The following is a 20,215-nucleotide window of genomic DNA, read 5'->3' on the forward strand; positions in this document are numbered from 1 at the left end:
CAAATCGCCGGGGTGCAACACACCCTTCAGGCGCTCGAAGGCAAGGAAGAACTCATGGCAGAGACCATGTTTGAAGGCTTTGATCACGCAGAGTATCGTGACGAGGACGAGCAGCGCTGGGGTGCGAAGGCCGCGGCAGCAAGCGAAATGTGGTGGTCTGGCCTCTCTGATGCCAACAAACACTCGTGGCAGGCACAGGTTGAAGCACTGAATGCCGATTGGCGAGCCGCCTTCGCGGCGGGAGAAAACCCCGGTGGCACTGTGGGGCAGGAGCTTGCGCAACGTCACGTCGCGTGGCTCCGATCAGTGCCGGGCACCCCGATGCAGTCGGCTGAGACGGCAAAGTTGTACATCGAAGGGCTCGGCGAGCTGTACGTGTGTGATGAGCGTTTCGCGGCAAATTACGGTGGTGCCGAGGGTGCAGCGTTCGTGCGCGATGCTCTCGCTGAGCACATGCGAGACGGTCTTGCATAAGCGTGTGGCACCCTAGCCCTCGGCCAGCCCTCACGCATACGATAGAACTGTAAGCGGCGCGTGGCCGAGGGGTCGCGGGAACGGAGTGACTCGATGAGTGAGCGGCACGAGGCCAAGGCCCCGGCAGGAACCTTCGTGGGAACGCGCGACGGCGACGCAACGGTGTGGCGAGGCATTCGGTATGCAGAACCACCCGTTGGCCAGCTGAGCTGGCGGGCCCCGGTTGCCAAGGCCGACAACCCAGGCGTGGTCGAGTGCTTCGAGTACGCGCCGGTGTGCCCGCAACTGCCGAGCATCATGGTGACGTTGCCCGACGACATCCTGATGGGGCCAGACTGTCTCGCGCTCAACGTGTGGGGGCCACGCGAGAGATCCGGTGACGAACCGTTGCCGGTCATGGTGTGGGTGCACGGCGGCGCCTACATGTTCGGCGCCTCGAACCAGCAGGAGTACGAGGGCGCTCACCTCGCGGCGGCGGGCGATGTCATCGTTGTGAGCCTGAACTACCGGCTCGGCCCCTTCGGTTTTCTCGACCTCACCCGTTGCGGTGAGCCTGGCGATTTTGACGCGAACCTCGCGCTGCGAGACGTTATGCTCGCGCTCGAGTGGGTCAAACGCAACATCGCGGCCTTTGGCGGTGACCCAGGCCGGGTCACGCTCTTTGGCGAATCTGCCGGGGGAGCGATCGTCACGACGCTGCTTGCGACGCCGAGCGCAGAGGGCCTTTTCCACCGTGCCATTGCTCAGTCTGCCCCTGCCTCGAGCGTGTACGGCCCCGACCGCGCCTTTCAGATCTCTAGGCGTCTCCTCACCGCGCTCGGAATCTCAGCGAGAGACGCGGCCGAGCTGCGCGACGTGCCCACCGACGAGGTGCTGCGCGTCGCAAACGACATTCACGATCGCATTCCGAGCGAGGTTCCCGGCACCCTCGCCTTCGTTCCCGTCATCGATGGCGAGCTTGTTCCCGAGTCGCCGGCAGAGGCTCTGCACGCGGGCCGGGGCATCCCCGTGCCGCTCATCATCGGAACGAACCACGACGAGGCCGCTCCGTTTCGTTTCATGCGCACCCCGTTGCTCCCCATCTCCCGCGAGAGCATCGAAGAGATGCTAGAGGGAGTGCAACAGGCGCACCCTGACCGCCCGGTGCCCTCGATCGACGAGTTGCGAGAGATCACCGAGGGCATGAGGCTGCAAACGCTCGGCGTCGGCATCGCGCGCGACATCGGCTTCAGATTGCCCGCGCTGTGGATCATCGAGGGGCACTCCCGCATCGCACCGAGCTGGCTATACCGCTTTGACTACGCGACGCCGCTGCTCGTTGCCCTTGGACTCGGCGCGGCTCACGCGACCGAGCTGGCCTACGTGTGGCGCACCCTTGACGCGCCGTCGAGTGAGCTCATCCTTGCGCTCGGTGGCAAGCGCACTTCGCGCAGCATCTCTGCGCGCATGAGTGGCCGCTGGGCAGCCTTCGCGCACGGCAAAGACCCGAACCCCGAGACTGAAGCGGCCCCGGTATGGCCCCGGTACGACGAAACCGTTCGGGCGAGCCTCATCATTGACCGCCTCGACCGGGTTGAACACGATCTTGATGCCTCGTTGCGGGACGGTTGGGGCGACGGCGTGCTCTCGTTCTCATGACGGGGCCTGACAGCTCGAAGGGGTTCTTGCGCCGGTACGCACCCATGATTTATGGCCCCTCGGCCCTCTTCTCGATGGGCGAGGGCGCGGTGGTTCCGGTGATTCCGCTCATTGCGATCGAGCTCGGCGCGAGCCTCGCCACCGCCGCGCTCGCGGCCGCTGCTCTCGTGGTCGGTCACCTGGTGGGCAACCTGCCCGCCGGGTGGCTCGTGGCGAGGCGCGGCGAACGGGCAACGATGGTCATCTCTGGCTCGCTCGCGAGCCTCGGCGTGCTCGGGATGGCCCTGTCGCCCTCGCTCGCCCTCTTCATGCTCGCCGTGTTCTGGGTGGGCGTGTGTGCTGCTGCATTCAGCATTGCTCGCCATGCCTTCATGACCACGAATGTTCCAGTAACGCACCGGGCGAGGGCGCTTTCGATGCTCGGCGGGGTGTACCGCTTCGGCGTGTTCGTGGGGCCTTTCATTGGCGCCGCGGCAATTTCGCTGCTGGGAACGAACCGAGCCGTCTGCTGGTGGTTTCTCGTGGCGCTCGCCGCAACGGTGCTGCTCGTCGCGCTGGGCCCCGACCCCGAGGGGCGCCCCCTCGCTGCGGCTGGTCCCGGTGTTCCCTCGGCTCCTGCCCAGCGCCTCGAGGCGGATCGCCTTGGCGTCTTTCGCACGATAGCCGACCACCGTGAGGTGCTCACGAGGCTCGGCAGCGCGGCTGCCTGCATGGCCGCGGTGCGGGCGGCGCGGCAGGTCGTGTTACCGCTGTGGGGCGAATCGATCGGGCTGCAGAGCAGCACGATTCTCGTTGTCGTCGGGGTTTCAGGTGCGCTCGACTTCGGCCTCTTTTACCTCTCCGGCGAGGTCATGGATCGCTACGGCAGACTCTGGGCCGCCGTGCCCGCCCTCATCACCATGGGCGTGGGCTTCGCGGTGCTCTCGATCACGCACGACGCCGGGGGCGCTGCGACCTGGTTCACCGCCTGCTCGATGCTCGTCGGCGTGGGCAACGGCCTTTCGAGCGGCATTCTCATGACCATCGGCGCCGACCTTGCCCCGCAGGGCTCGCCCGGCCCTTTCCTGGGTGCGTGGCACACGATTACCGACGGCGGATCGGCCGCGACCCCCGTACTCTTTTCAGCCCTCGTCGCGGCAAGCAGTATTTCGGTTGCGACCGGTGCGATTGGCCTGATTGCCCTCGCGGGGGTGCTCGGTTTCATGCGCTGGGTGCCCCGATACGTGCACGGACGCTAGGGGAGAACGGGGCGTCAGTTGGTAGGCTTGGCGCATGAGCCAGACGCCAGAGAACGAAGCAGTACAACAGAAGATTGACGAGCTCATCGAGGTTGCGGGCATCACCGAAAACCAGGCGCTCATTCGCAGCATTGTGAGCACGGGCATTGGCCTTGGTGAAGACGGTGCCGATCGCTTGAATCTCAAGATCACCTCGGCAGCGGTTGAAGAGATGCGAAATGCCTTCAGGCTTTTCGCGCCGCACCGTGGTGAGCATAAGGTGACGATTTTCGGGTCGGCTCGTACCCAGCGTGAGGATCCGCTGTGGTTGCTTGCTGAAGAGGTGGCCACGAAAATGGCCGAACACGACTGGTTTGTCGTGACGGGAGCTGGCCCCGGCATCATGGAGGCGGCTTCGCACGGGGCTGGGGAACAGCACGCGCTCGGCGTCTCGATCAGGCTGCCCTTCGAAGAATCGCCCAACATGATCATCGCCGCCGACGACCGCCAGGTCTCGATGAAGTACTTCTTCACCCGCAAGCTCATGCTCGTGAAAGAGTCACGAGGCTTCGTGTGCCTGCCCGGCGGCTTTGGCACCATGGACGAGCTGTTCGAACTGCTCACCCTGCAGCAAACCGGCAAGATGATTCCCGTGCCGATCGTGCTCGTCGACCACCCCGACGGTACGTTCTGGTCGCGTTTCAAGACCTATATTGAAGACGAGCTTGACGCAGCCGGCATGATTTCGCCCAACGATCTCGACCGGGTGCTCATCACGAGTAACGCCGACGCTGCGGCCAACGAGATTACCGGCTTTTGGCGCAACTACGATTCGCTGCGCTGGTTCGGCACAGAACTCGTGTTGCGACTGCGGGCCGAACCCACTGATGAAGAGGTGGCCGGGCTCAACGAGCAGTTTGCCCACCTCATCGCTGATGGCTGCTTCGAGAAGACACCCGCCAGGCCCGCAGAGGTGCGCGATAACGACGTGCCGGAGGCTCCGCGGCTCGTGTTCACGCCGGCCCAGCGCCGCATCGGCGAGCTACACCGCATCATTCGGGCGCTGAACGCGCTCGAGAGCGCTCCCCGGAGCGCCGCGAAGCCGAGCCAGTAGCCTCGCAAGCGAACCCCAGACCACTATTCAGGTGCCGTATCAGGCACGATTGTTACGAAGGAGAGACCGCCCATGACCGATGACCTCACCCAAAAGCTCTCGGCAATTGTCGACCGCGATTTCGAGCAGACGGTGAGCGAGCTCGAAGCGCTCGTTCGCATTCCCTCGGTGTCTTGGCCGGCCTTCGACCCCAAACACCTTGACGAGAGCGCTGCGGCGGTTGCCGAGATGCTGCGCGAGACCGGCGTGTTCGAGACCGTCGACGTGCGCCGTGCTCGCGAGGGTGACACCGAGGTGTGGGGCAAGCCCGCAATCGTCGCGCACCGTCCCGCAAAGAATGGCAAGCCGACCGTGCTGCTCTACGCGCACCACGACGTGCAGCCTCCCGGCGACGACGAGAAGTGGGACACGCCTCCCTTCGAGCCGACCCGCAAGGGCGACCGCCTCTACGCGCGCGGTGCCTCTGACGATAAGGCCGGCGTGATCTCGCACGTTGCCGCCATTCGCGCGCTCGCCGAGACCGCGGGCGACGACTTCGACCTCGGCATCGCCATGTTCATCGAGGGCGAAGAGGAGTGGGCCTCGAAGTCATTCGGCAACTTCTTGCGCGAGAACAAAGACCTGCTCACGGCCGACGCCATCATCGTCGCCGACTCAGACAACTGGGACACCGAGACGCCCGCCCTCACGGTTGCCCTGCGCGGCGCTGCGGCCTTCAACGTTCGCGTCGAAACGCTCGCCCACGCCTCGCACTCGGGCATGTTCGGCGGAGCCGTTCCCGACGCGATGATGGCCGCGATGAAGCTCTTCGCCACGCTCTGGGACGACGAGGGCGCGGTCGCCGTCGAAGGCCTCACCGAGGCCGATCTTGACGTGCCCGACTTCTCAGAAGACGAGCTGCGCCGTGACGCTGCCCTGCTCGACGGGGTCACCCCGGTCGGCACCGGCAAGGTGCTCAGCCGCATCTGGGCGAAGCCCTCGATCTCGCTCACGGGCATCGACGCTCCCTCGATCGCGAACGCCTCGAACACCCTCGTGCCGAGCGTGCTCGTGCGCCTCTCGGGCCGCGTCGCTCCGGGTCAAGACGCTGCAGAGGCGGCCGAGGCGATCCAGCGGCATCTGCTCGCAAACGCCCCGTTTGGCGCGCATGTCTCGTTCGAAGACACCGACAACGGCCAGCCCTTCCTCGTCGATACGAGCGGCTGGGGCGCCGAAACGATGCGCCAGGCCATGGCCGACGCCTGGGGCGTCGAACCCGTTGACACGGGCATTGGCGGATCGATCCCCTTCATCGCCGAGCTCGTCGAAGAGTTTCCCGGTGCGCAGATTCTGGTGACGGGCGTCGAAGATCCCGATACTCGCGCGCACAGCCCGAACGAGTCGCAGCACCTCGGCGTGCTGCGTAACGCGACCCTCACCGAGGCGCTCTTCATGGCGCGCCTCAATGAGCGCACGCTCTAGGGCTTAGCGCGCAGGGCTGGGCAGGGTGCGGGGTGGGGCCGGTGTGGCTTCGCCCCCCCCCCCCCCCCCCTGTGCCTGCCCCTGCCACCCGGGCCTGCTCGCGACCAGCCTTGATCCGCGAATGGCGCGCACTCAGCCTTGATCCGCGAAATTGTTTGCACTTTCGGGGCGAAATCGGGCGAAAACGGGCAGAAATTGCAAACAATTTGCCGCGCAGCCACGAAAACCCGGCGAACCCCCGCTCGAAGGCCTCCGAAAGTCCCGAAAGTGCCGAAGGCCCCGAAACGTGAAGCCTAGGCCTCCTCTTCCTCGTCGCGCCAGCCCTTCGCCACATCGACCCAGCCCTCGGCCCCCGAGAGCTGCTCGAGCTCGTCGAGCCCCATCTCGACGGCAGAGGTCGCCGTCCCAGCCGCGGGGTACACCGAGCCGAACCGGCGCAGCGACTCATCAAGAAAGATGCGTGCTCCCGACGCGGTCGCGAAGGGGCACACCCCGCCGATCGGGTGCCCGGTCAGGGGCAGCACGTCGTCGGCCTTCAGCATGCGGGGCTTGCCTCCGAAGGCCCGCTTAAACATGCCCCCGTTCACCTTCGCGTCGCCAGCTGCGACCACGAGTACCGCGGCCTCAGGCTCAGAGGGGTCGTAGAACCCGAGGGTCTTTGCGATCCGCTGCGGATCGGTCCCGACTTTTTCTGCCGCAAGTTCGACGGTCGCGCTCGATTCGGCGAACTCGAGAATGGTGCCTGACCAGCCTCGCTGCGTGAGGAAGTCTTGAACGTGTGCGGTGCTCACTATTGATCACTCCTGTGTGAAGATGTCGGTTGCTTGGTGTTAGCTATCCTAAACGGTTCTGCGGGGCGGTAACGAGCACCCCTAGCGTCACCACAGCATCATTTGTTACGGTGAGAGTGTTCGCCACCACCCACGGCTGAACTCGTGAGGGCCCGCGTTATGCGGGTCTTGACACCGAGGCTTTACCACCCCTAAAGTACCCCGCACTGTCGATGGAGACAAGCATATGAAGGCAGCTGTAACCCAAGCATCCCTGGCTCAAGCACTGCGTGAACGACTCGATGAGGTCGCCCTTGGCGGGCCCGAGCGCTCACGTGAGCGGCATCTCGGGCGGGGCAAACTGTTGCCGCGGGACAGGGTTGCGAGGCTGCTCGATGAGGGAAGCCCGTTTCTTGAGGTTGCTCCGCTTGCTGCCGAGGGGTTGTACGGGGGTGAAGCGCCGGCCGCCGGCGTTGTCACGGGTATCGGGCTCGTGCATGGCCGCCAGGTGATGGTCGTGTGTAACGACGCCACGGTGAAGGGCGGCACCTACTTTCCGATGACGGTCAAGAAGCACCTCAGGGCGCAGGAGATCGCGCTCGAGAATCGGTTGCCGTGCCTCTACCTCGTCGACTCGGGCGGCGCTTTTTTGCCCATGCAAGATGAGGTGTTTCCTGACCGCGAGCACTTCGGCCGCATCTTTTTTAACCAGGCCCGCATGTCGGCCGAGGGTATTCCGCAACTTGCGGCCGTGCTCGGCTCGTGTACGGCGGGCGGGGCCTACGTCCCGGCAATGAGCGACGAGACGGTCATTGTGCGGGAGCAAGGCACCATTTTTCTTGGCGGCCCGCCCCTCGTGAAGGCCGCGATTGGCGAGCAGGTTTCGGCCGAAGAGCTCGGCGGTGGCGAGTTGCACGCGCGGGTTTCTGGCGTGGTCGATCACCTCGCCGACAACGACGAGCACGCGCTCGAGATTCTGCGTGACATGGTGCGCACGCTGCCTGAGCAACCGAGCCCGGCCTGGGCGGTGCAGCCGCCGAAAGCCCCTGCGGTCGAGGGGAGTCTCACGAGTGTCGTTCCGGTCGACGTGAACGAACCGTACGACGTGCGCGAGGTGATCTCACGACTCGTCGACGCGGGCAGCGTGAGCGAGTTTAAACGGGAGTACGGCGAGACGCTGGTGACGACGTTTGCCGCGATCCACGGCCATCCGGTGGGCATCGTGGCCAATAACGGCGTGCTGTTCGCCGAGTCGGCGCTCAAGGGGGCTCACTTTATTGAGCTGTGCGATCAGCGGGGCATTCCGCTGCTCTTTTTGCAGAACATCACGGGCTTCATGGTGGGCAAGGACGCCGAGGCAGGTGGTATCGCCAAGCACGGCGCGAAGATGGTGACGGCGGTCGCGACGACGCGCGTGCCGAAGCTCACGATCATTATTGGCGGATCGTTCGGCGCCGGCAACTACTCGATGTGCGGCCGAGCCTACTCACCAAGGTTCCTTTGGTCATGGCCCGCGAGCCGCATCTCGGTGATGGGCGGATCGCAGGCAGCCCAGGTGCTCTCGACCGTCAAAGAAGACCAGTTGCAGGCGCGGGGCGAGCGCTGGAGTCCCGAAGAACGCGCTGAGTTCGAGCGGCCCGTGCGCGAGCAGTACGAGACGCAGGGCGAGCCGTACTATGCCACGGCGAGGCTGTGGGACGACGGCATACTCGACCCAGACGAGACACGCGACGTGCTCGGCATGGCGCTCGACGTCGTCTCGCGAACCTCGCTGCCAGAGCCACGCTTCGGCCTCTTTAGGATGTGACCGCCATGTTTCATACGGTATTGATTGCCAACCGGGGCGAGATCGCGAGGCGCATCATGCGCACCCTCTCGGCCCTTCACGTGACCACTGTTGCGGTGTATAGCGAGGGCGACGCGGGTGCCGCGCACGTGCGCGAGGCCGATAGGGCGGTGTGCATCGGGCCAGACCCCGCAACCGAGTCGTACTTGCGAGGCGACGCGGTCATCAAAGCTGCTCTTGAGGCCGGGGCCCAGGCGATTCACCCGGGCTACGGTTTTCTCTCTGAAAACGCGGCCTTCGCGACCGCCTGCGCCGAGGCAGGGCTCGTGTTCATCGGGCCTGGTACGAGGGCGCTCGACGTCATGGGCGACAAGGTTCGTGCTCGCGGGCACCTCGCCGAGGCCGGGGTGCCCGAGGTGCCGGGTTTCGCCGACACGACGCCCGAGGGCCAGCGGTTGAGCGACGCAGAGGTTGCTGACCGTGCGCAAGAGATCGGCCTACCGCTGCTGGTCAAACCGAGTGCTGGCGGTGGTGGCAAAGGCATGGAGATCGTTCGAGCGCTGGACGATTTGCCCGGCGCGCTTGCGTCGGCGAGGCGGGTCGCGAGCGCGGCGTTCGGCGATGAAACCATGCTGCTCGAGAGGCTCATCGAGCGGCCCAGGCACATCGAGGTGCAGGTGTTTGGCACCGCGGGCGGCGATATGCTCGTGCTCGGTGAGCGGGAGTGCACGCTGCAAAGGCGCCACCAGAAGGTCATCGAGGAGGCTCCGAACGCGGGTGGCATCTCGGCCGAGACGAGTGAGCGCATGGCGCTCGCCGCAGCTCGGGCCGCAGCGAGTGTTGACTACGCGGGAGCTGGCACCGTCGAATTCTTGGTCGATGCCGATGACCCCGAAAGCTTCTTTTTCATCGAGATGAACACGCGCTTGCAGGTTGAGCACCCCGTTACTGAGGCGGTGCTGGGAGTCGACCTCGTCGAGTTGCAGGTGCGCACCGCTGCTGGTGAAGACGTTCTGCAGTTTCTTGAGGCGAGCGGGGCGCGCTTTACCGAGGTTATCGACCCAGAAACCGGTGTGAGGGCGGCCTTCTCGCTCGAGCCCGTGGGGCACGCGGTTGAAGCGCGAGTGTATGCCGAGTCGCCCGAACGGGGCTTCCTCCCCTCGGTGGGGCGGGTGCTCGCGTGGCATGAACCTCGCGGGGTGCGTGTTGATGCTGCCGTGGGCGAGGGCGATGCCGTCTCGGCCTCGTACGACCCCATGATCGCGAAGGTGGTCGCCTTCGCCCAAACCCGGGGCGAGGCGCTCTCGCGGCTCGACCGGGCGCTCGGCGAGACCACCGTGCTCGGCTTAGAGACGAACATCCGCTTTTTGCGCGCGCTGCTGCAACACGAGCGCGTGCGCGCTGGCGAGATCGACACGGGGCTCATCGAGACGATGTTGCCCTTTGCCGTGCTCGACCCCGACGAGGGTGTGCTCGCTGCGGTGAGCCGCGCTGCCACCCCGTCGGGCGAGAGTGCCACGCCGTGGGGGAGGCTTCACGGCCGATTCCAGGTGCGCGGGGCAACGAGTGCCGGGCTCGAAAGCTTCACGTTGCTCGACGAGACCGGTTCAGAGCACGAGGCAACGCTCGGCAGCGATGCGAGCGTGGTTGTTGTGCAAGAACCCGTGGTTGAGGGCGAGAGCGAAGCCGCACCCGCGTTTTGGGCGGGGCGAGACGGTGCCTCGTGGCGCTTTGTGGTGCGTACGCGCAGGGAACGAACGCTCGCCTCGCTCACCGAAAATGTGAGGGCCGTTGCTGGCCACTGCGAGGCTCCCATGCCAGGACGCGTCTCAAACGAGCACGTGACCGAGGGCGCCAGGGTCGAGCAGGGACAGCCGCTCGTGTCAATTGAAGCAATGAAGATGGAACACCCCGTGCTCGCACCACACGCAGGAACCGTCAGGCTCCTGGTTGCTCTCGGCGACCAGGTGAGCCGCGGGCAACAGGTGGCGCTCGTCGAAGCTGACGGGCACGCAGAAGATGAGGAGACCCGATGATGCACGATCTCAGCGCCGAAGAGCGTGAACTCGCCGCCATGGTGCGCGACTTTGCCGATTCGGTCGTCGCGCCGCAGGCCTACGAGGCCGACCGCACGAAAACTCTCTCTATGAGCGTCGTGGCCCAGATGGGCGAGCTCGGCCTCTTCGGGTTGCCCTTTGACGAAGCCTACGGCGGCCAGGGAGGCGATTACTTCGCACTGTGTCTCGCGATCGAGGCGCTCGGCAGGGTTGACCAGTCGATCGCGATCACGCTCGAGGCCGCTGTGGGTTTAGGTGCCATGCCCGTGTACCAGTTTGGTTCAGAGGAACAGAAGCAGGAGCTCTTGCCTGACCTCCTCTCGGGAAAGGCACTCGCGGGCTTTGGGCTCACCGAACCCGAGGCCGGCTCTGACGCAGGCGCAACGCGCACGAGGGCCGTGCGCGAGGGTGACGAATGGGTGGTGTCGGGGAGCAAGCAGTTCATTACGAACTCGGGCACCCCGATCACGAGGTTTGTGACGGTGACCGCAGTCACAGGCGAGCGCGACGGCAAGCGAGAAATCTCAACGATCATCGTCCCGAACGGCACCCCCGGGTTCACGGTCGAGCCCCCGTACGACAAGGTCGGCTGGCACGCCTCAGACACGCACCCGCTCACGCTCGACGGGGCGAGGGTCCCGTACGACAACCTGCTGGGAGCCGAGGGGCGCGGGTACGCTCACTTCTTGAGCACGCTCGCCGAGGGACGCATCGCGATCGCGGCGCTCTCGACGGGCGCTGCCGAGGGATGCCTCGAAGCGGCGACCGAGTACGCGAAGCAGCGTACGGTGTTCGGCTCATCGCTCGCGACGCGGCAGAACGCCCAGTTCACGCTCGCGCGCATGAAACAGCGGGTGCACGTGGCGAGGCTCGCCTGGCAGCACGCGGCGAGGCTTCGCGACGCGGGGCGCCCCTTCGCGACCGAGGCCGCGATGGCGAAACTGACGGCGAGCGACGCGGCGATGGACAACGCGCGCGACGCAACCCAGATCTTTGGTGGCAACGGCTTTATGAACGAGTTCGTCGTTGCCAGGCACTACCGCGACTCGAAAATCCTTGAGATCGGCGAGGGCACGAGCGAGGTTCAGCTCATGCTCATCGCGAGGTCGCTTCAACTCTCAGAGAGGGCATGACCATGACCGAGATTGTTCAGCGAGGCCTCTTCTTCGAAGAGTTCGAACTCGGCGCGAAGTACCAGCACCGACCGGGCCGAACGGTTACCGAGGCCGACAATGTGCTCTTCACGACGCTCACGATGAACACGCAGGCGCTGCACCTCGATGCGGCGTTTGCCGAGACGCAGGAGCCTTTTCGTGAGCGGCTCGTGAACTCGATGTGGACCCTCTCAACCATGGTCGGGAGCTCAGTCGCGCAACTCACGCAGGGAACGCTCGTGGCGCAGCTTGGGCTCGGCGATATTCGTTTCGTGCACCCGCTCTTTGTCGGTGACACGCTTTACACCGAGAGCAGGATCCGCGAAAAACGTCTTTCGGGCTCCAGGCCCGGCAACGGCATCTGCGTGATCGAGCACACGGGCCGCAACCAAGACGGGGTGATTGTCGCGACCGCGCGTCGAACCGTGCTGGTGCTCTGCGCGCCTCAGACCGGAGCGCCAGGAGACGGGTAATTTCGATGCTCAGAGACACAATAGATACGAGGGAGAACAGCGATGATGGAATTTAACTATGGCCCGGCACTGCTTTTTTGCCCGGCGGATCGGCCCGAACGGTACAGCAAGGCGCACGACCGTGCTGATGCCGTGATCATCGACCTCGAAGACGCGGTACTGCCCGGGGCGAAAGAGGCGGCGAGGCAGGCGTTGCGAGAGAGCGACCTCGACCCTGCCCGCGTGATCGTGCGGGTGAACCCGGCTGGAACCGACGCGTTTCGCGCCGACCTCGCCGTGATCGCGCGCACCGCCTACCGCACCGTCATGGTGGCGAAGGCCGAGAGTGCCATGAGTCTCGACGAGGTGCCGCGAAGCTACGAGCTCATTCCGTTGCTCGAGACCGCCAGGGGTGTGCAGGCAGCCCCCGAGATTGCGGCGCTCGACAACGTGACTGCACTCATGTGGGGCGCAGAAGATCTCGTGGCATCGATTGGCGGTACTTCGAGTCGCTTTGCGAACGGAGAGTATCGCGCGGTCGCCAGGCACGCGCGCTCCCGGGTACTCGTCGCGGCGGCTGCCGAGGGCAAAGCCACGATCGACGCGGTGTTCATGAACATTCCCGACCTCGACGGGCTTCGCGCTGAGGCAGAAGAGGCCGCGGCATCGGGCTTTCGAGCGACCGCCTGCATTCACCCGAACCAGGTGCAGGTGGTGCGCGAGGCGTACCGGCCAAATGACGAGGCGACCGGCTGGGCCGAGCGCGTGCTCGGGCGTGCCGAGAGCGAGCACGGCGTGTTTCGCTTCGAGGGGCAGATGATCGACGAGCCGGTGCTGCGGCACGCACGCGCGATCATTACCCGCGCTGAAGCTCCGAAGAACGACTGATCACTCTTCAGGCTGCATGCCGAGCCGTGTGCTGTGCCCTCTATGGGCGCCCAGCGAACAGCTCGAGCAGGTGGTCGACCTCGGCCTCGGTCGTGTCGAACGAGCACATGAGCCGAACCTGCGATTCGCCTCCCGGCCAGTCGTAGAAGGGGTAGACGGCCCTGGCACGCGCGGCTGCCTCGGCCGGAACCCTGGCGAACACCGCGTTCGACTCTGCCGGGTGCAGCAGCGCGAACCCGGGTTGCTCGGAGGCGAGTGAGGCGAGGCCAGCGTGCAAGCGTTGGGCCATGGCGTTGGCGTGAGCGGCCGAGGTGATCCACAGGTCTCCCTCGAACATCGCCACGAGTTGGGCCGAGAGGAACCGCATTTTCGAGCCGAGCTGCATGCTGAGCTTGCGCACGTATGGCAGCCCAGGCACGAACTCCTCGTTGAGCGCCACGACGGCTTCGGCCCCGAGGAGCCCGTTTTTCGTGCCGCCGAGGCTCAGGAGATCGACGCCGGTGTCGGTTATCAGCGTTTGTAGGGATGCTCCTAGGTGCGCTGCTGCGTTGCTGATGCGCGAGCCATCAACGTGCAGTGCCATGCCGAGGCTGTGGGCCTGCTCGGCGAGCGCGGCAATCTCGTCGGGGGAGTAACAGGTGCCAAACTCCGTGGTCTGTGAGATCGAAACCACGAGCGGCTGGGCGCGGTGCACCGTGCCCCAACCCCACGCCTCGCGCTCGACGAGTTCGGGGGTGAGCTTGCCGTCGGGTGCTTCGACGCCCAAGAGTTTGAGGTTGCCCACCCGCTCGGGGGCGCCGCCCTCGTCGACGTTAATGTGGGCGCTCGTCGCGCAGATGACCGCGCCCCAGCGGGGCAGTGCAGCCTGGAGCGCCACGACGTTCGCTCCGGTGCCATTGAATACCGGCAGCGCGACCGCCCGCTCGCCGAAGTGACCACGCATGACCTCGCTGAGGCGCTCGCTCCACGGGTCATCGCCGTATGCGGGGGCATGGCCGCTGTTCGCGTCGATCACGGCGTCAAGCACCGCCGGGTGGGCACCCGCGTAATTGTCTGAGGCAAAACTCTTCATCGTCGTCACCCTGCAAGCCTACGCGAGAGTGAATGCGGTGTGTGAAGCCCAATGCAAGGGTCAGAGTTCTGGCTCGAGAAGGCTTAAAGAGGGGCGGCGCGAACACAATGTCAGAGGCGTGAGATACCGTGTTGCTATCGAAAAGAAATGAGGTCACATGCAAACGGTGCTCATCGTGTTGTCGGTTGTTAACCTGCTCGTGCTCGGCGCCCTGATCGCCCTGGTCGTGAGTCGTACCGGCGGTGGTAAGGGAGAGTCAGCAGCGGGTGAGGTCGCCGAGGGCTTTCAGCGTGTGAGCGCCGAATTGCGCGCCGAGTCGACGGTGCAGCGAGCCGAGCTCCAGCAGGCGCTCTCGCTTTCGCAGCAGGAAATCACGGCGCGTGTGCAGCAGGGCAGTGAGGCTCAATCTCGCGAACTCGCTCGTGAGCGCGAGGCACGCGTCGCCAACAACCGTGAGCTGAGAGAGCTCCTCGACCAGTCGCTCAATGAACGGCTCGTGAAGACCCTCAAAACGGCGCTCGACGAGAACGCGCAGCGGGTTCAGGCGCTGACCGCGAGCAACGAGGCGAAACAGGAAGAGCTCAAGCAGTCGCTGCGCACCGAGCTCGACAAGCTTCGTGACGGCAACGAGAAGAAGCTTGAGCAGATGCGCCTCACCGTCGACGAGAAGTTGCAGGGCACGCTTGAAAAGCGACTCGGTGAGTCGTTCACGCTCGTGAGCGAGCGGCTTGAACAGGTACAGAAGGGGCTCGGCGAGATGCAGAACCTGGCCTCAGACGTTGGCGGGCTCAAGCGCGTGCTCACGAACGTGAAGAGCCGTGGTGGCTGGGGTGAGGTGCAGCTCGCGAGGCAGCTCGAAGACCTCATGACCCACGAGCAGTATGAAGAGAACGTCGCCGTCAAGCCTGGCTCACAGGAGCGCGTCGAGTTTGCCATCAAAATGCCAGGCCGCGACCGCGATGAGCCCATCTACCTGCCGATCGACTCGAAGTTTCCGCAGGAAGACTACGAGCGGCTGCTCGATGCTCAAGATGCTGGCGATCTCGAGGCCATCGAAAAAGCGACGAAGGTGCTCGAGCGGGTGCTGGTCGATCAGGCCAAGCTCATTTCAACGAAGTACATTGAGCCGCCATTCACCACAGACTTTGCCATCATGTACCTGCCGACCGAGGGGCTCTTTGCTGAGGCAGTGCGCAGGCCAGGGCTCGCGAGCAAGCTCCAGCAAGAGTTGCGCGTCATGATCATGGGCCCGACAACCCTGGGCTCGATTCTCACGAGCTTGCAGATGGGCTTTCGCACACTCGCGATTGAGAAGCGTAGCTCTGAGGTCTGGCAGGTGCTCGGCGAAGCGAAGGCCGAATTCAAGAAGTACGGCGACGTCTGGGACAAGCTCGGCAAACAGCTCAAGACCGCCCAGAACACGGTTGAGATGGCCGGGCGTCGCACTCGCGCAGTCGAGCGCAAGCTGCGCGATGTCGAGACGTACGAGGTCGAGAGCAGTAGCGAGGTCTTCGAGGGGCTCGTCGACGACTTAGCCGACGAGGCACTTGCCGGCGAGGGGGCGCAGGCCGCGCTCGAGGCAGACTCGTCGTCAGAAGACTAAGAGGGCATATCGAGGCCCGCTTACTCGAAGCTGATTACCCAGAGAAGACATCCCACCCGAGTTTGATGATAAGGGCCGTAACCACGCACACGAACACGATGCGAATGTAGCGAGCACCGCGCGACATGGCGGTGCGGGCACCGAGAAAGCCCCCGATTGCGTTTGCGATCGCGAGACTGATGCCGAGCTTCCACATCACGGCGCCCAGCGGAATGAAAAACACCAGGGCGCCGAGATTCGTGGCAAAGTTCACGATCTTTGCCTGCGCGCTCGCCTGAAGAAAGTTCAGACCAATGCAGGCGACCAAGGCAATCACGAGAAACGTGCCAGTGCCGGGGCCCAGCAGGCCATCGTATGAACCGATCACGATACCAATGGCGAGGCTGATGAGGAGCCTTCGGTTGCCCGTGTGCTTGATGCGGGTGACCGCACCGAGCGAAGGCTTTAGGAGCGTGATGAGCAGCACGACGATCAAAGCGATGACAATGATTGGCGTAAAGACCTCGGCGGGCAGGGAAGCGGCGAGTGAGGCTCCCGCGATCGCTGCGCAGAAAGCCGCGATCGCCATGGGGGCGACCTCGCGAGGCTTCGGGCGGAGCTTTCTCGCATAGGTGATGCTGCTCGTCGCCGTCCCAAAAACCGACGCCAACTTGTTCGTCGCGAGCGCCTGCACCGGCGAGAGGCCGGGAACGAGGAGCAGAGCGGGCAGCTGGATGAGACCGCCGCCGCCGATCACGGCATCGATCCACCCCGCGGCAAAGGCAGCGATGCACAGTAAGAGCAACGCCCACCACTCAAGCCCAGCAATGTCGAACGTTGTGGCGACATAAGGCTCGCCAACAGGCATCATTACGCTGATCTCGTTCATCACTTCTCATGCTACTCGCATGCCGCGACACGCCCGTGCGAGCGCCTACGGGGTTTCGATTTGCGCAGCCTTTTAATCTGTGTAAAGATTATCTCTGTTGTTCCAAACAGAACAGCAGGTGAGGCCCCATCGTATAGCGGCCTAGTACGCCGCCCTCTCACGGCGGTAACGCGGGTTCGAATCCCGCTGGGGTCACCACAAAGAAAAGGAATCGTGTTTCGACACGGTTCCTTTTCTGTTTTCACCGCGCACTGACAGCGTGACCGCTCGCTGAGCGTGATCGCCAGAGAGCGGGGTGAGTCTCTCGGTCTCATCGGGTATGATCGTGAGGGTGAAGGGGAGTATCCCAGAAACACCGCGTCGTCAGTACGTGATCCTTGGTGGAGATCCGGTGCGGTGCGACAGGCCAGGCCTGTCGGGGAGAGACCTTCGGTGCAAAACCGAAAGGCTTCACAACCGTGACCTCTGTTCTCCCGCTTCCCTTTGAAATCATCTCGATGGTGGTGCTCGTCGGCATTCTTATCGTCGACCTGCTGCTCATCATCAAACGTCCCCACGTGCCGACCATGCGCGAGGCGAGCCTCTGGGTCGGTGTCTATGTGATGCTCGCCCTCGTGTTCGCCGGCTGCATGTTCTGGCTGGGCGATGCTCAGCACGGCACCGAGTTCTTGGCCGGTTGGCTCACCGAGTACAGCCTGAGCATCGATAACCTGTTTGTGTTCGTGCTCATTCTCTCGAGCTTCAAGGTGCCGTACGAGTACCAGCAACGCGCGCTTATGGTGGGCATCGTGCTCGCCCTCATCTTTCGAGGCATCTTTATTCTCGCCGGGGCGGCGCTTATTCAGCGCTACATCTGGGTCTTCTTCATCTTTGGCGCGTGGCTCGTATGGACAGCCTGGCAGCAGGTTAAGCCTGAGCAGGAGGGACCCGTCAAAGACGGCTTGCTCGTGCGCCTCGTCAAGAAGGTCTTGCCATACACCGACGAGTACGACGGCGGTCGCATGTTCACGCGCATCGATGGCAAGCGTTACGTCACGCCCATGCTGCTCGTCTTCGTCGCGCTCGGCAGTACCGACCTGCTCTTTGCGCTCGACTCGATTCCCGCGATCTTCGGCATCACGCAGAGCCCCTTCATCGTCTTCACCGCGAACGTCTTTGCGCTCATGGGCCTCAGGCAGCTCTACTTCCTGCTCGGCGGTTTGCTTGAGCGTCTCGAGTACCTCAAGTACGGCATCGCTGCGATTCTCGCGTTCATTGGTGTGAAGCTCGTGCTGCATGCCCTGCACGAGAACGAGCTCCCGTTCATTAACGGCGGCGAGGCTGTTGCGGTCCCTGAAATCTCGACGCTTGTGTCGCTCGGTTTCATCGTCGTCGCGATGCTGGTAGCGACGATCGCGAGCCTTGTGAAAGTGCGTCGCGAAGACCGTGAGAGCGGATCGCGCCGCGGCCGCGGCGCACCTCGCACCTAGCGAGTGCTAGAATCTTCGGTATGGTACAGCGGCTTCTTCATTGCCGCGACAGGTTCTAGCTCACTGGCCAACCCTGTCGCGGGGCATAGTTCTGGCTAGAACGCTACGAATATGAAGGAAAAACGCATGACTGCAACTGCGAAGCCGTTGACGCTCGCTGAGAAGCTCTGGAATGATCACACTGTTGTGAAGGGCGAGAACGGCGAGCCAGATCTCATCTACATCGACCTGCACCTCATTCACGAGGTGACGAGCGCTCAGGCATTTGATGGGCTGCGGGTCGCCGACAGGCCACTGCGCCGGGTCGAACACATGATCGCGACCGAAGACCACAACACGCCTACGATGAACATCACGCGCCAGATCGCTGATCTCACGAGCCGCCTGCAGGTCGATACCCTGCGCAAGAACTGCGAAGAGTTCGGTGTTCGACTGCACTCGCTCGGTGACGCTGAGCAGGGCATTGTGCACGTCGTTGGCCCGCAGCTCGGCCTCTCGATGCCCGGTATCACGGTGGTGTGTGGCGATAGCCACACCTCAACCCACGGCGCTTTCGGTGCGCTCGCGTTCGGCATCGGCACGAGCGAGGTCGAGCACGTCATGGCCACGCAAACGCTGCCGTTGAAGCCGTTCAAGACGATGGCCATTAATGTCGAAGGCGAGTTGCGCCCCGGCGTTACGGCCAAAGACATTATTCTCGCTGTCATTGCCAAGATCGGAACCGGTGGCGGTCAGGGCTACGTGCTTGAGTATCGCGGCTCGGCGATCCGCTCGCTGTCGATGGATGGTCGTATGACCATGTGCAACATGTCGATCGAGGCAGGCGCCCGAGCAGGTATGGTCGCTCCCGACGAGAAGACCTTCGAGTACGTCAAGGGCAAGCCTCACGCACCGCAGGGTGCCGACTGGGACGCTGCCGTGGAGTACTGGAAGACCCTCAAGACCGACGAGGGGGCAGAGTTCGACGCAGAGGTGTTCATCGACGCGAGCGCGCTCGAGCCATTCGTGACCTGGGGCACCAACCCGGGGCAGGGCGTACTGCTCAGCGACACCGTGCCGCACCCCGAGTCGATTGAAGATCTGAACGCCAGGTCGAACGCCGAGCGCGCGCTTGAGTACATGGATCTCGAGCCAGGAACCCCGATGAAGGAGATTCCGGTTGACGTGGTGTTCATGGGGTCGTGCACCAACAGCCGCCTCGACGACCTGCGCGAGTTCACGAGCATCATCAAGGGTAAGCAGAAGGCCGAGGGAGTGCGCGTGATGGTTGTGCCGGGCTCAGCCCGCGTGCGACTCGAAGCCGAGGCCGAGGGCCTTGACAAGATTGTCGAAGAGTTCGGCGCTGAGTGGCGCTTCGCTGGCTGCTCGATGTGCCTCGGCATGAACCCCGACCAGCTTGAGCCGGGCGAGCGTTGTGCCTCGACCTCGAACCGTAACTTCGAAGGCCGCCAGGGTAAGGGCGGTCGCACGCACCTTGTCTCACCACTCGTTGCCGCAGCAACCGCCATTCGCGGCACGCTTTCGAGCCCGTGGGATCTTGAGCAAGATGCAGCACAGGGTAACCGCCACGAGAAGCAGGGAGCATAACCATGGAAAAGTTTGTGACCTTTGACGGTGTAGCGGTCCCTTTGCGCCGCTCGAACGTCGATACCGACCAGATCATTCCCGCCGAATTCTTGAAACGGGTTACCAAGACTGGCTACGACGACGCACTCTTCTCGCGCTGGCGAGACGACGAGACCTTCGTGCTGAATCAGCCGGCATACGCGGGAGCACAGATTCTCGTTGCTGGCCCTGACTTTGGAACCGGTTCGTCGCGCGAACACGCCGTATGGGCGCTGCGTGACTACGGGTTCAAGGTCGTGCTCTCATCACGTTTTGGTGACATCTTTCGAGGCAACTCAGGCAAGCAGGGGCTGCTCGCGGCCCAGGTGAACGAGGCCGACATTGAGAAGATCTGGCAGGTCATTGAGGCTGAACCCGGCGTGAAGCTGACAGTCAGCCTAGAAGACCGTGAGGTTCGTGTAGGTAACCTTGTGGTTCCGTTCGATATCGATGACTACACTCAATGGCGTCTCACTGAAGGGCTCGACGACATTTCTTTGACGCTTCGCAACGAGCAAGCGATCACAGACTTTGAGGCAACACGACCAGCGTGGATGCCGAAAACGTTACCCGCACATACAAGCTAG

Annotated in this window: 17 protein-coding genes and 1 tRNA gene; 15 read left to right on the forward strand and 3 right to left on the reverse strand. The window is 63.9% G+C overall.

The window, feature by feature from the left end; all coding sequences use genetic code 11:
* The first annotated feature begins 54 nt into the window (after positions 1 to 54).
* From JSO19_RS13075 to JSO19_RS11445, 5 genes are all read left to right on the forward strand, one after another.
* Positions 55 to 474 (forward strand): TipAS antibiotic-recognition domain-containing protein, encoded by a 420-nt coding sequence (locus tag JSO19_RS13075; RefSeq protein ID WP_333735214.1) that lies wholly within the window; start codon positions 55 to 57, stop codon positions 472 to 474.
* A gap of 93 nt (positions 475 to 567) precedes the next feature.
* Positions 568 to 2,112 carry a carboxylesterase/lipase family protein gene (locus JSO19_RS11430; protein ID WP_270911800.1) on the forward strand — a complete coding sequence of 515 codons (1,545 nt, stop codon included), beginning with the start codon at positions 568 to 570 and terminating at the stop codon, positions 2,110 to 2,112.
* Positions 2,109 to 3,350 carry an MFS transporter gene (locus tag JSO19_RS11435; RefSeq protein WP_270911801.1) on the forward strand — a complete coding sequence of 414 codons (1,242 nt, stop codon included), beginning with the start codon at positions 2,109 to 2,111 and terminating at the stop codon, positions 3,348 to 3,350. The genes JSO19_RS11430 and JSO19_RS11435 overlap by 4 nt, the downstream gene beginning before the upstream one ends.
* A gap of 34 nt (positions 3,351 to 3,384) precedes the next feature.
* On the forward strand, positions 3,385 to 4,443 hold the full coding sequence (locus JSO19_RS11440) for a TIGR00730 family Rossman fold protein (protein ID WP_270911802.1): 1,059 nt from the start codon (positions 3,385 to 3,387) through the stop codon (positions 4,441 to 4,443).
* 72 nt (positions 4,444 to 4,515) lie between these two features.
* Complete coding sequence (locus tag JSO19_RS11445; protein WP_270911803.1) at positions 4,516 to 5,904, forward strand: dipeptidase; 1,389 nt, start codon at positions 4,516 to 4,518, stop codon at positions 5,902 to 5,904.
* A 293-nt stretch (positions 5,905 to 6,197) separates the two neighbouring features.
* On the opposite strand, the gene JSO19_RS11450 is transcribed toward JSO19_RS11445, so the two are convergent.
* Complete coding sequence (locus JSO19_RS11450; RefSeq protein ID WP_270911804.1) at positions 6,198 to 6,695, reverse strand: YbaK/EbsC family protein; 498 nt, start codon at positions 6,693 to 6,695, stop codon at positions 6,198 to 6,200.
* A 226-nt stretch (positions 6,696 to 6,921) separates the two neighbouring features.
* Between JSO19_RS11450 and JSO19_RS11455 the strand changes: the two genes are divergently transcribed.
* Genes JSO19_RS11455 through JSO19_RS11475 form a run of 5 tightly spaced genes read left to right on the forward strand, consistent with a single transcriptional unit; the run spans position 6,922 to position 13,011 of the window.
* Positions 6,922 to 8,481, forward strand: a complete 1,560-nt coding sequence (locus JSO19_RS11455) for a carboxyl transferase domain-containing protein (RefSeq protein WP_270911805.1) — start codon at positions 6,922 to 6,924, stop codon at positions 8,479 to 8,481.
* 5 nt (positions 8,482 to 8,486) lie between these two features.
* Positions 8,487 to 10,496: an acetyl/propionyl/methylcrotonyl-CoA carboxylase subunit alpha gene (locus JSO19_RS11460; protein ID WP_270911806.1), complete on the forward strand. Its 2,010-nt coding sequence runs from the start codon at positions 8,487 to 8,489 to the stop codon at positions 10,494 to 10,496.
* A complete protein-coding gene (locus JSO19_RS11465; RefSeq protein WP_270912141.1) occupies positions 10,496 to 11,650 on the forward strand; it encodes an acyl-CoA dehydrogenase family protein in 1,155 nt (384 codons plus the stop codon). The genes JSO19_RS11460 and JSO19_RS11465 overlap by 1 nt, the downstream gene beginning before the upstream one ends.
* The gene (locus JSO19_RS11470; protein ID WP_442915690.1) at positions 11,647 to 12,144 is read left to right on the forward strand and encodes a MaoC family dehydratase; all 498 of its coding nucleotides are present in this window, start codon (positions 11,647 to 11,649) and stop codon (positions 12,142 to 12,144) included. Before JSO19_RS11465 ends, JSO19_RS11470 begins: the two co-directional genes overlap by 4 nt.
* Before the next feature lie 45 nt (positions 12,145 to 12,189).
* Positions 12,190 to 13,011, forward strand: a complete 822-nt coding sequence (locus JSO19_RS11475) for an HpcH/HpaI aldolase/citrate lyase family protein (protein ID WP_270912142.1) — start codon at positions 12,190 to 12,192, stop codon at positions 13,009 to 13,011.
* A 40-nt stretch (positions 13,012 to 13,051) separates the two neighbouring features.
* On the opposite strand, the gene JSO19_RS11480 is transcribed toward JSO19_RS11475, so the two are convergent.
* Positions 13,052 to 14,083 (reverse strand): threonine aldolase family protein, encoded by a 1,032-nt coding sequence (locus tag JSO19_RS11480; RefSeq protein ID WP_270912143.1) that lies wholly within the window; start codon positions 14,081 to 14,083, stop codon positions 13,052 to 13,054.
* A gap of 157 nt (positions 14,084 to 14,240) precedes the next feature.
* Here JSO19_RS11480 and JSO19_RS11485 point away from each other — a divergent pair, with 157 nt between their 5' ends.
* Entirely contained in the window at positions 14,241 to 15,686 is a 1,446-nt protein-coding gene (locus JSO19_RS11485; protein ID WP_270911808.1) for a DNA recombination protein RmuC, read from the forward strand.
* Between the two features lie 34 nt (positions 15,687 to 15,720).
* Here the strand turns inward: JSO19_RS11485 and JSO19_RS11490 are convergent, their stop codons facing one another.
* Positions 15,721 to 16,554 carry a sulfite exporter TauE/SafE family protein gene (locus JSO19_RS11490; RefSeq protein WP_270911809.1) on the reverse strand — a complete coding sequence of 278 codons (834 nt, stop codon included), beginning with the start codon at positions 16,552 to 16,554 and terminating at the stop codon, positions 15,721 to 15,723.
* A 122-nt stretch (positions 16,555 to 16,676) separates the two neighbouring features.
* Between JSO19_RS11490 and JSO19_RS11495 the strand changes: the two genes are divergently transcribed.
* The 4 genes from JSO19_RS11495 to leuD all read left to right on the forward strand — a co-directional run bounded on the left by JSO19_RS11495 (position 16,677) and on the right by leuD (position 20,215).
* Positions 16,677 to 16,752 (forward strand) — tRNA-Glu (locus JSO19_RS11495).
* A 260-nt stretch (positions 16,753 to 17,012) separates the two neighbouring features.
* Entirely contained in the window at positions 17,013 to 18,023 is a 1,011-nt protein-coding gene (locus tag JSO19_RS11500) for a TerC family protein (RefSeq protein WP_270911810.1), read from the forward strand.
* A gap of 126 nt (positions 18,024 to 18,149) precedes the next feature.
* Positions 18,150 to 19,610 (forward strand): 3-isopropylmalate dehydratase large subunit, encoded by a 1,461-nt coding sequence (gene leuC, locus JSO19_RS11505; RefSeq protein ID WP_270911811.1) that lies wholly within the window; start codon positions 18,150 to 18,152, stop codon positions 19,608 to 19,610.
* A gap of 2 nt (positions 19,611 to 19,612) precedes the next feature.
* Positions 19,613 to 20,215, forward strand: coding sequence for a 3-isopropylmalate dehydratase small subunit (gene leuD, locus JSO19_RS11510; protein ID WP_270911812.1), 603 nt, complete (start codon positions 19,613 to 19,615; stop codon positions 20,213 to 20,215).

Origin of the sequence: Leucobacter sp. UCMA 4100, from assembly GCF_027853335.1 — a bacterium.
Lineage (GTDB): Bacteria > Actinomycetota > Actinomycetes > Actinomycetales > Microbacteriaceae > Leucobacter_A.

Bases quoted from the DNA above. Each gene is read 5' to 3' on its own strand.
- JSO19_RS13075 (WP_333735214.1), top strand. From the start codon at position 55: ATGGCAGAGACCATGTTTGAAGGCTTTGATCACGCAGAGTATCGTGAC.
- JSO19_RS11430 (WP_270911800.1), top strand. From the start codon at position 568: ATGAGTGAGCGGCACGAGGCCAAGGCCCCGGCAGGAACCTTCGTGGGA.
- JSO19_RS11435 (WP_270911801.1), top strand. From the start codon at position 2,109: ATGACGGGGCCTGACAGCTCGAAGGGGTTCTTGCGCCGGTACGCACCC.
- JSO19_RS11440 (WP_270911802.1), top strand. From the start codon at position 3,385: ATGAGCCAGACGCCAGAGAACGAAGCAGTACAACAGAAGATTGACGAG.
- JSO19_RS11445 (WP_270911803.1), top strand. From the start codon at position 4,516: ATGACCGATGACCTCACCCAAAAGCTCTCGGCAATTGTCGACCGCGAT.
- JSO19_RS11455 (WP_270911805.1), top strand. From the start codon at position 6,922: ATGAAGGCAGCTGTAACCCAAGCATCCCTGGCTCAAGCACTGCGTGAA.
- JSO19_RS11460 (WP_270911806.1), top strand. From the start codon at position 8,487: ATGTTTCATACGGTATTGATTGCCAACCGGGGCGAGATCGCGAGGCGC.
- JSO19_RS11465 (WP_270912141.1), top strand. From the start codon at position 10,496: ATGCACGATCTCAGCGCCGAAGAGCGTGAACTCGCCGCCATGGTGCGC.
- JSO19_RS11470 (WP_442915690.1), top strand. From the start codon at position 11,647: ATGACCATGACCGAGATTGTTCAGCGAGGCCTCTTCTTCGAAGAGTTC.
- JSO19_RS11475 (WP_270912142.1), top strand. From the start codon at position 12,190: ATGGAATTTAACTATGGCCCGGCACTGCTTTTTTGCCCGGCGGATCGG.
- JSO19_RS11480 (WP_270912143.1), bottom strand. From the start codon at position 14,083: ATGAAGAGTTTTGCCTCAGACAATTACGCGGGTGCCCACCCGGCGGTG.
- JSO19_RS11485 (WP_270911808.1), top strand. From the start codon at position 14,241: ATGCAAACGGTGCTCATCGTGTTGTCGGTTGTTAACCTGCTCGTGCTC.
- JSO19_RS11490 (WP_270911809.1), bottom strand. From the start codon at position 16,554: ATGAACGAGATCAGCGTAATGATGCCTGTTGGCGAGCCTTATGTCGCC.
- leuC (WP_270911811.1), top strand. From the start codon at position 18,150: ATGACTGCAACTGCGAAGCCGTTGACGCTCGCTGAGAAGCTCTGGAAT.
- leuD (WP_270911812.1), top strand. From the start codon at position 19,613: ATGGAAAAGTTTGTGACCTTTGACGGTGTAGCGGTCCCTTTGCGCCGC.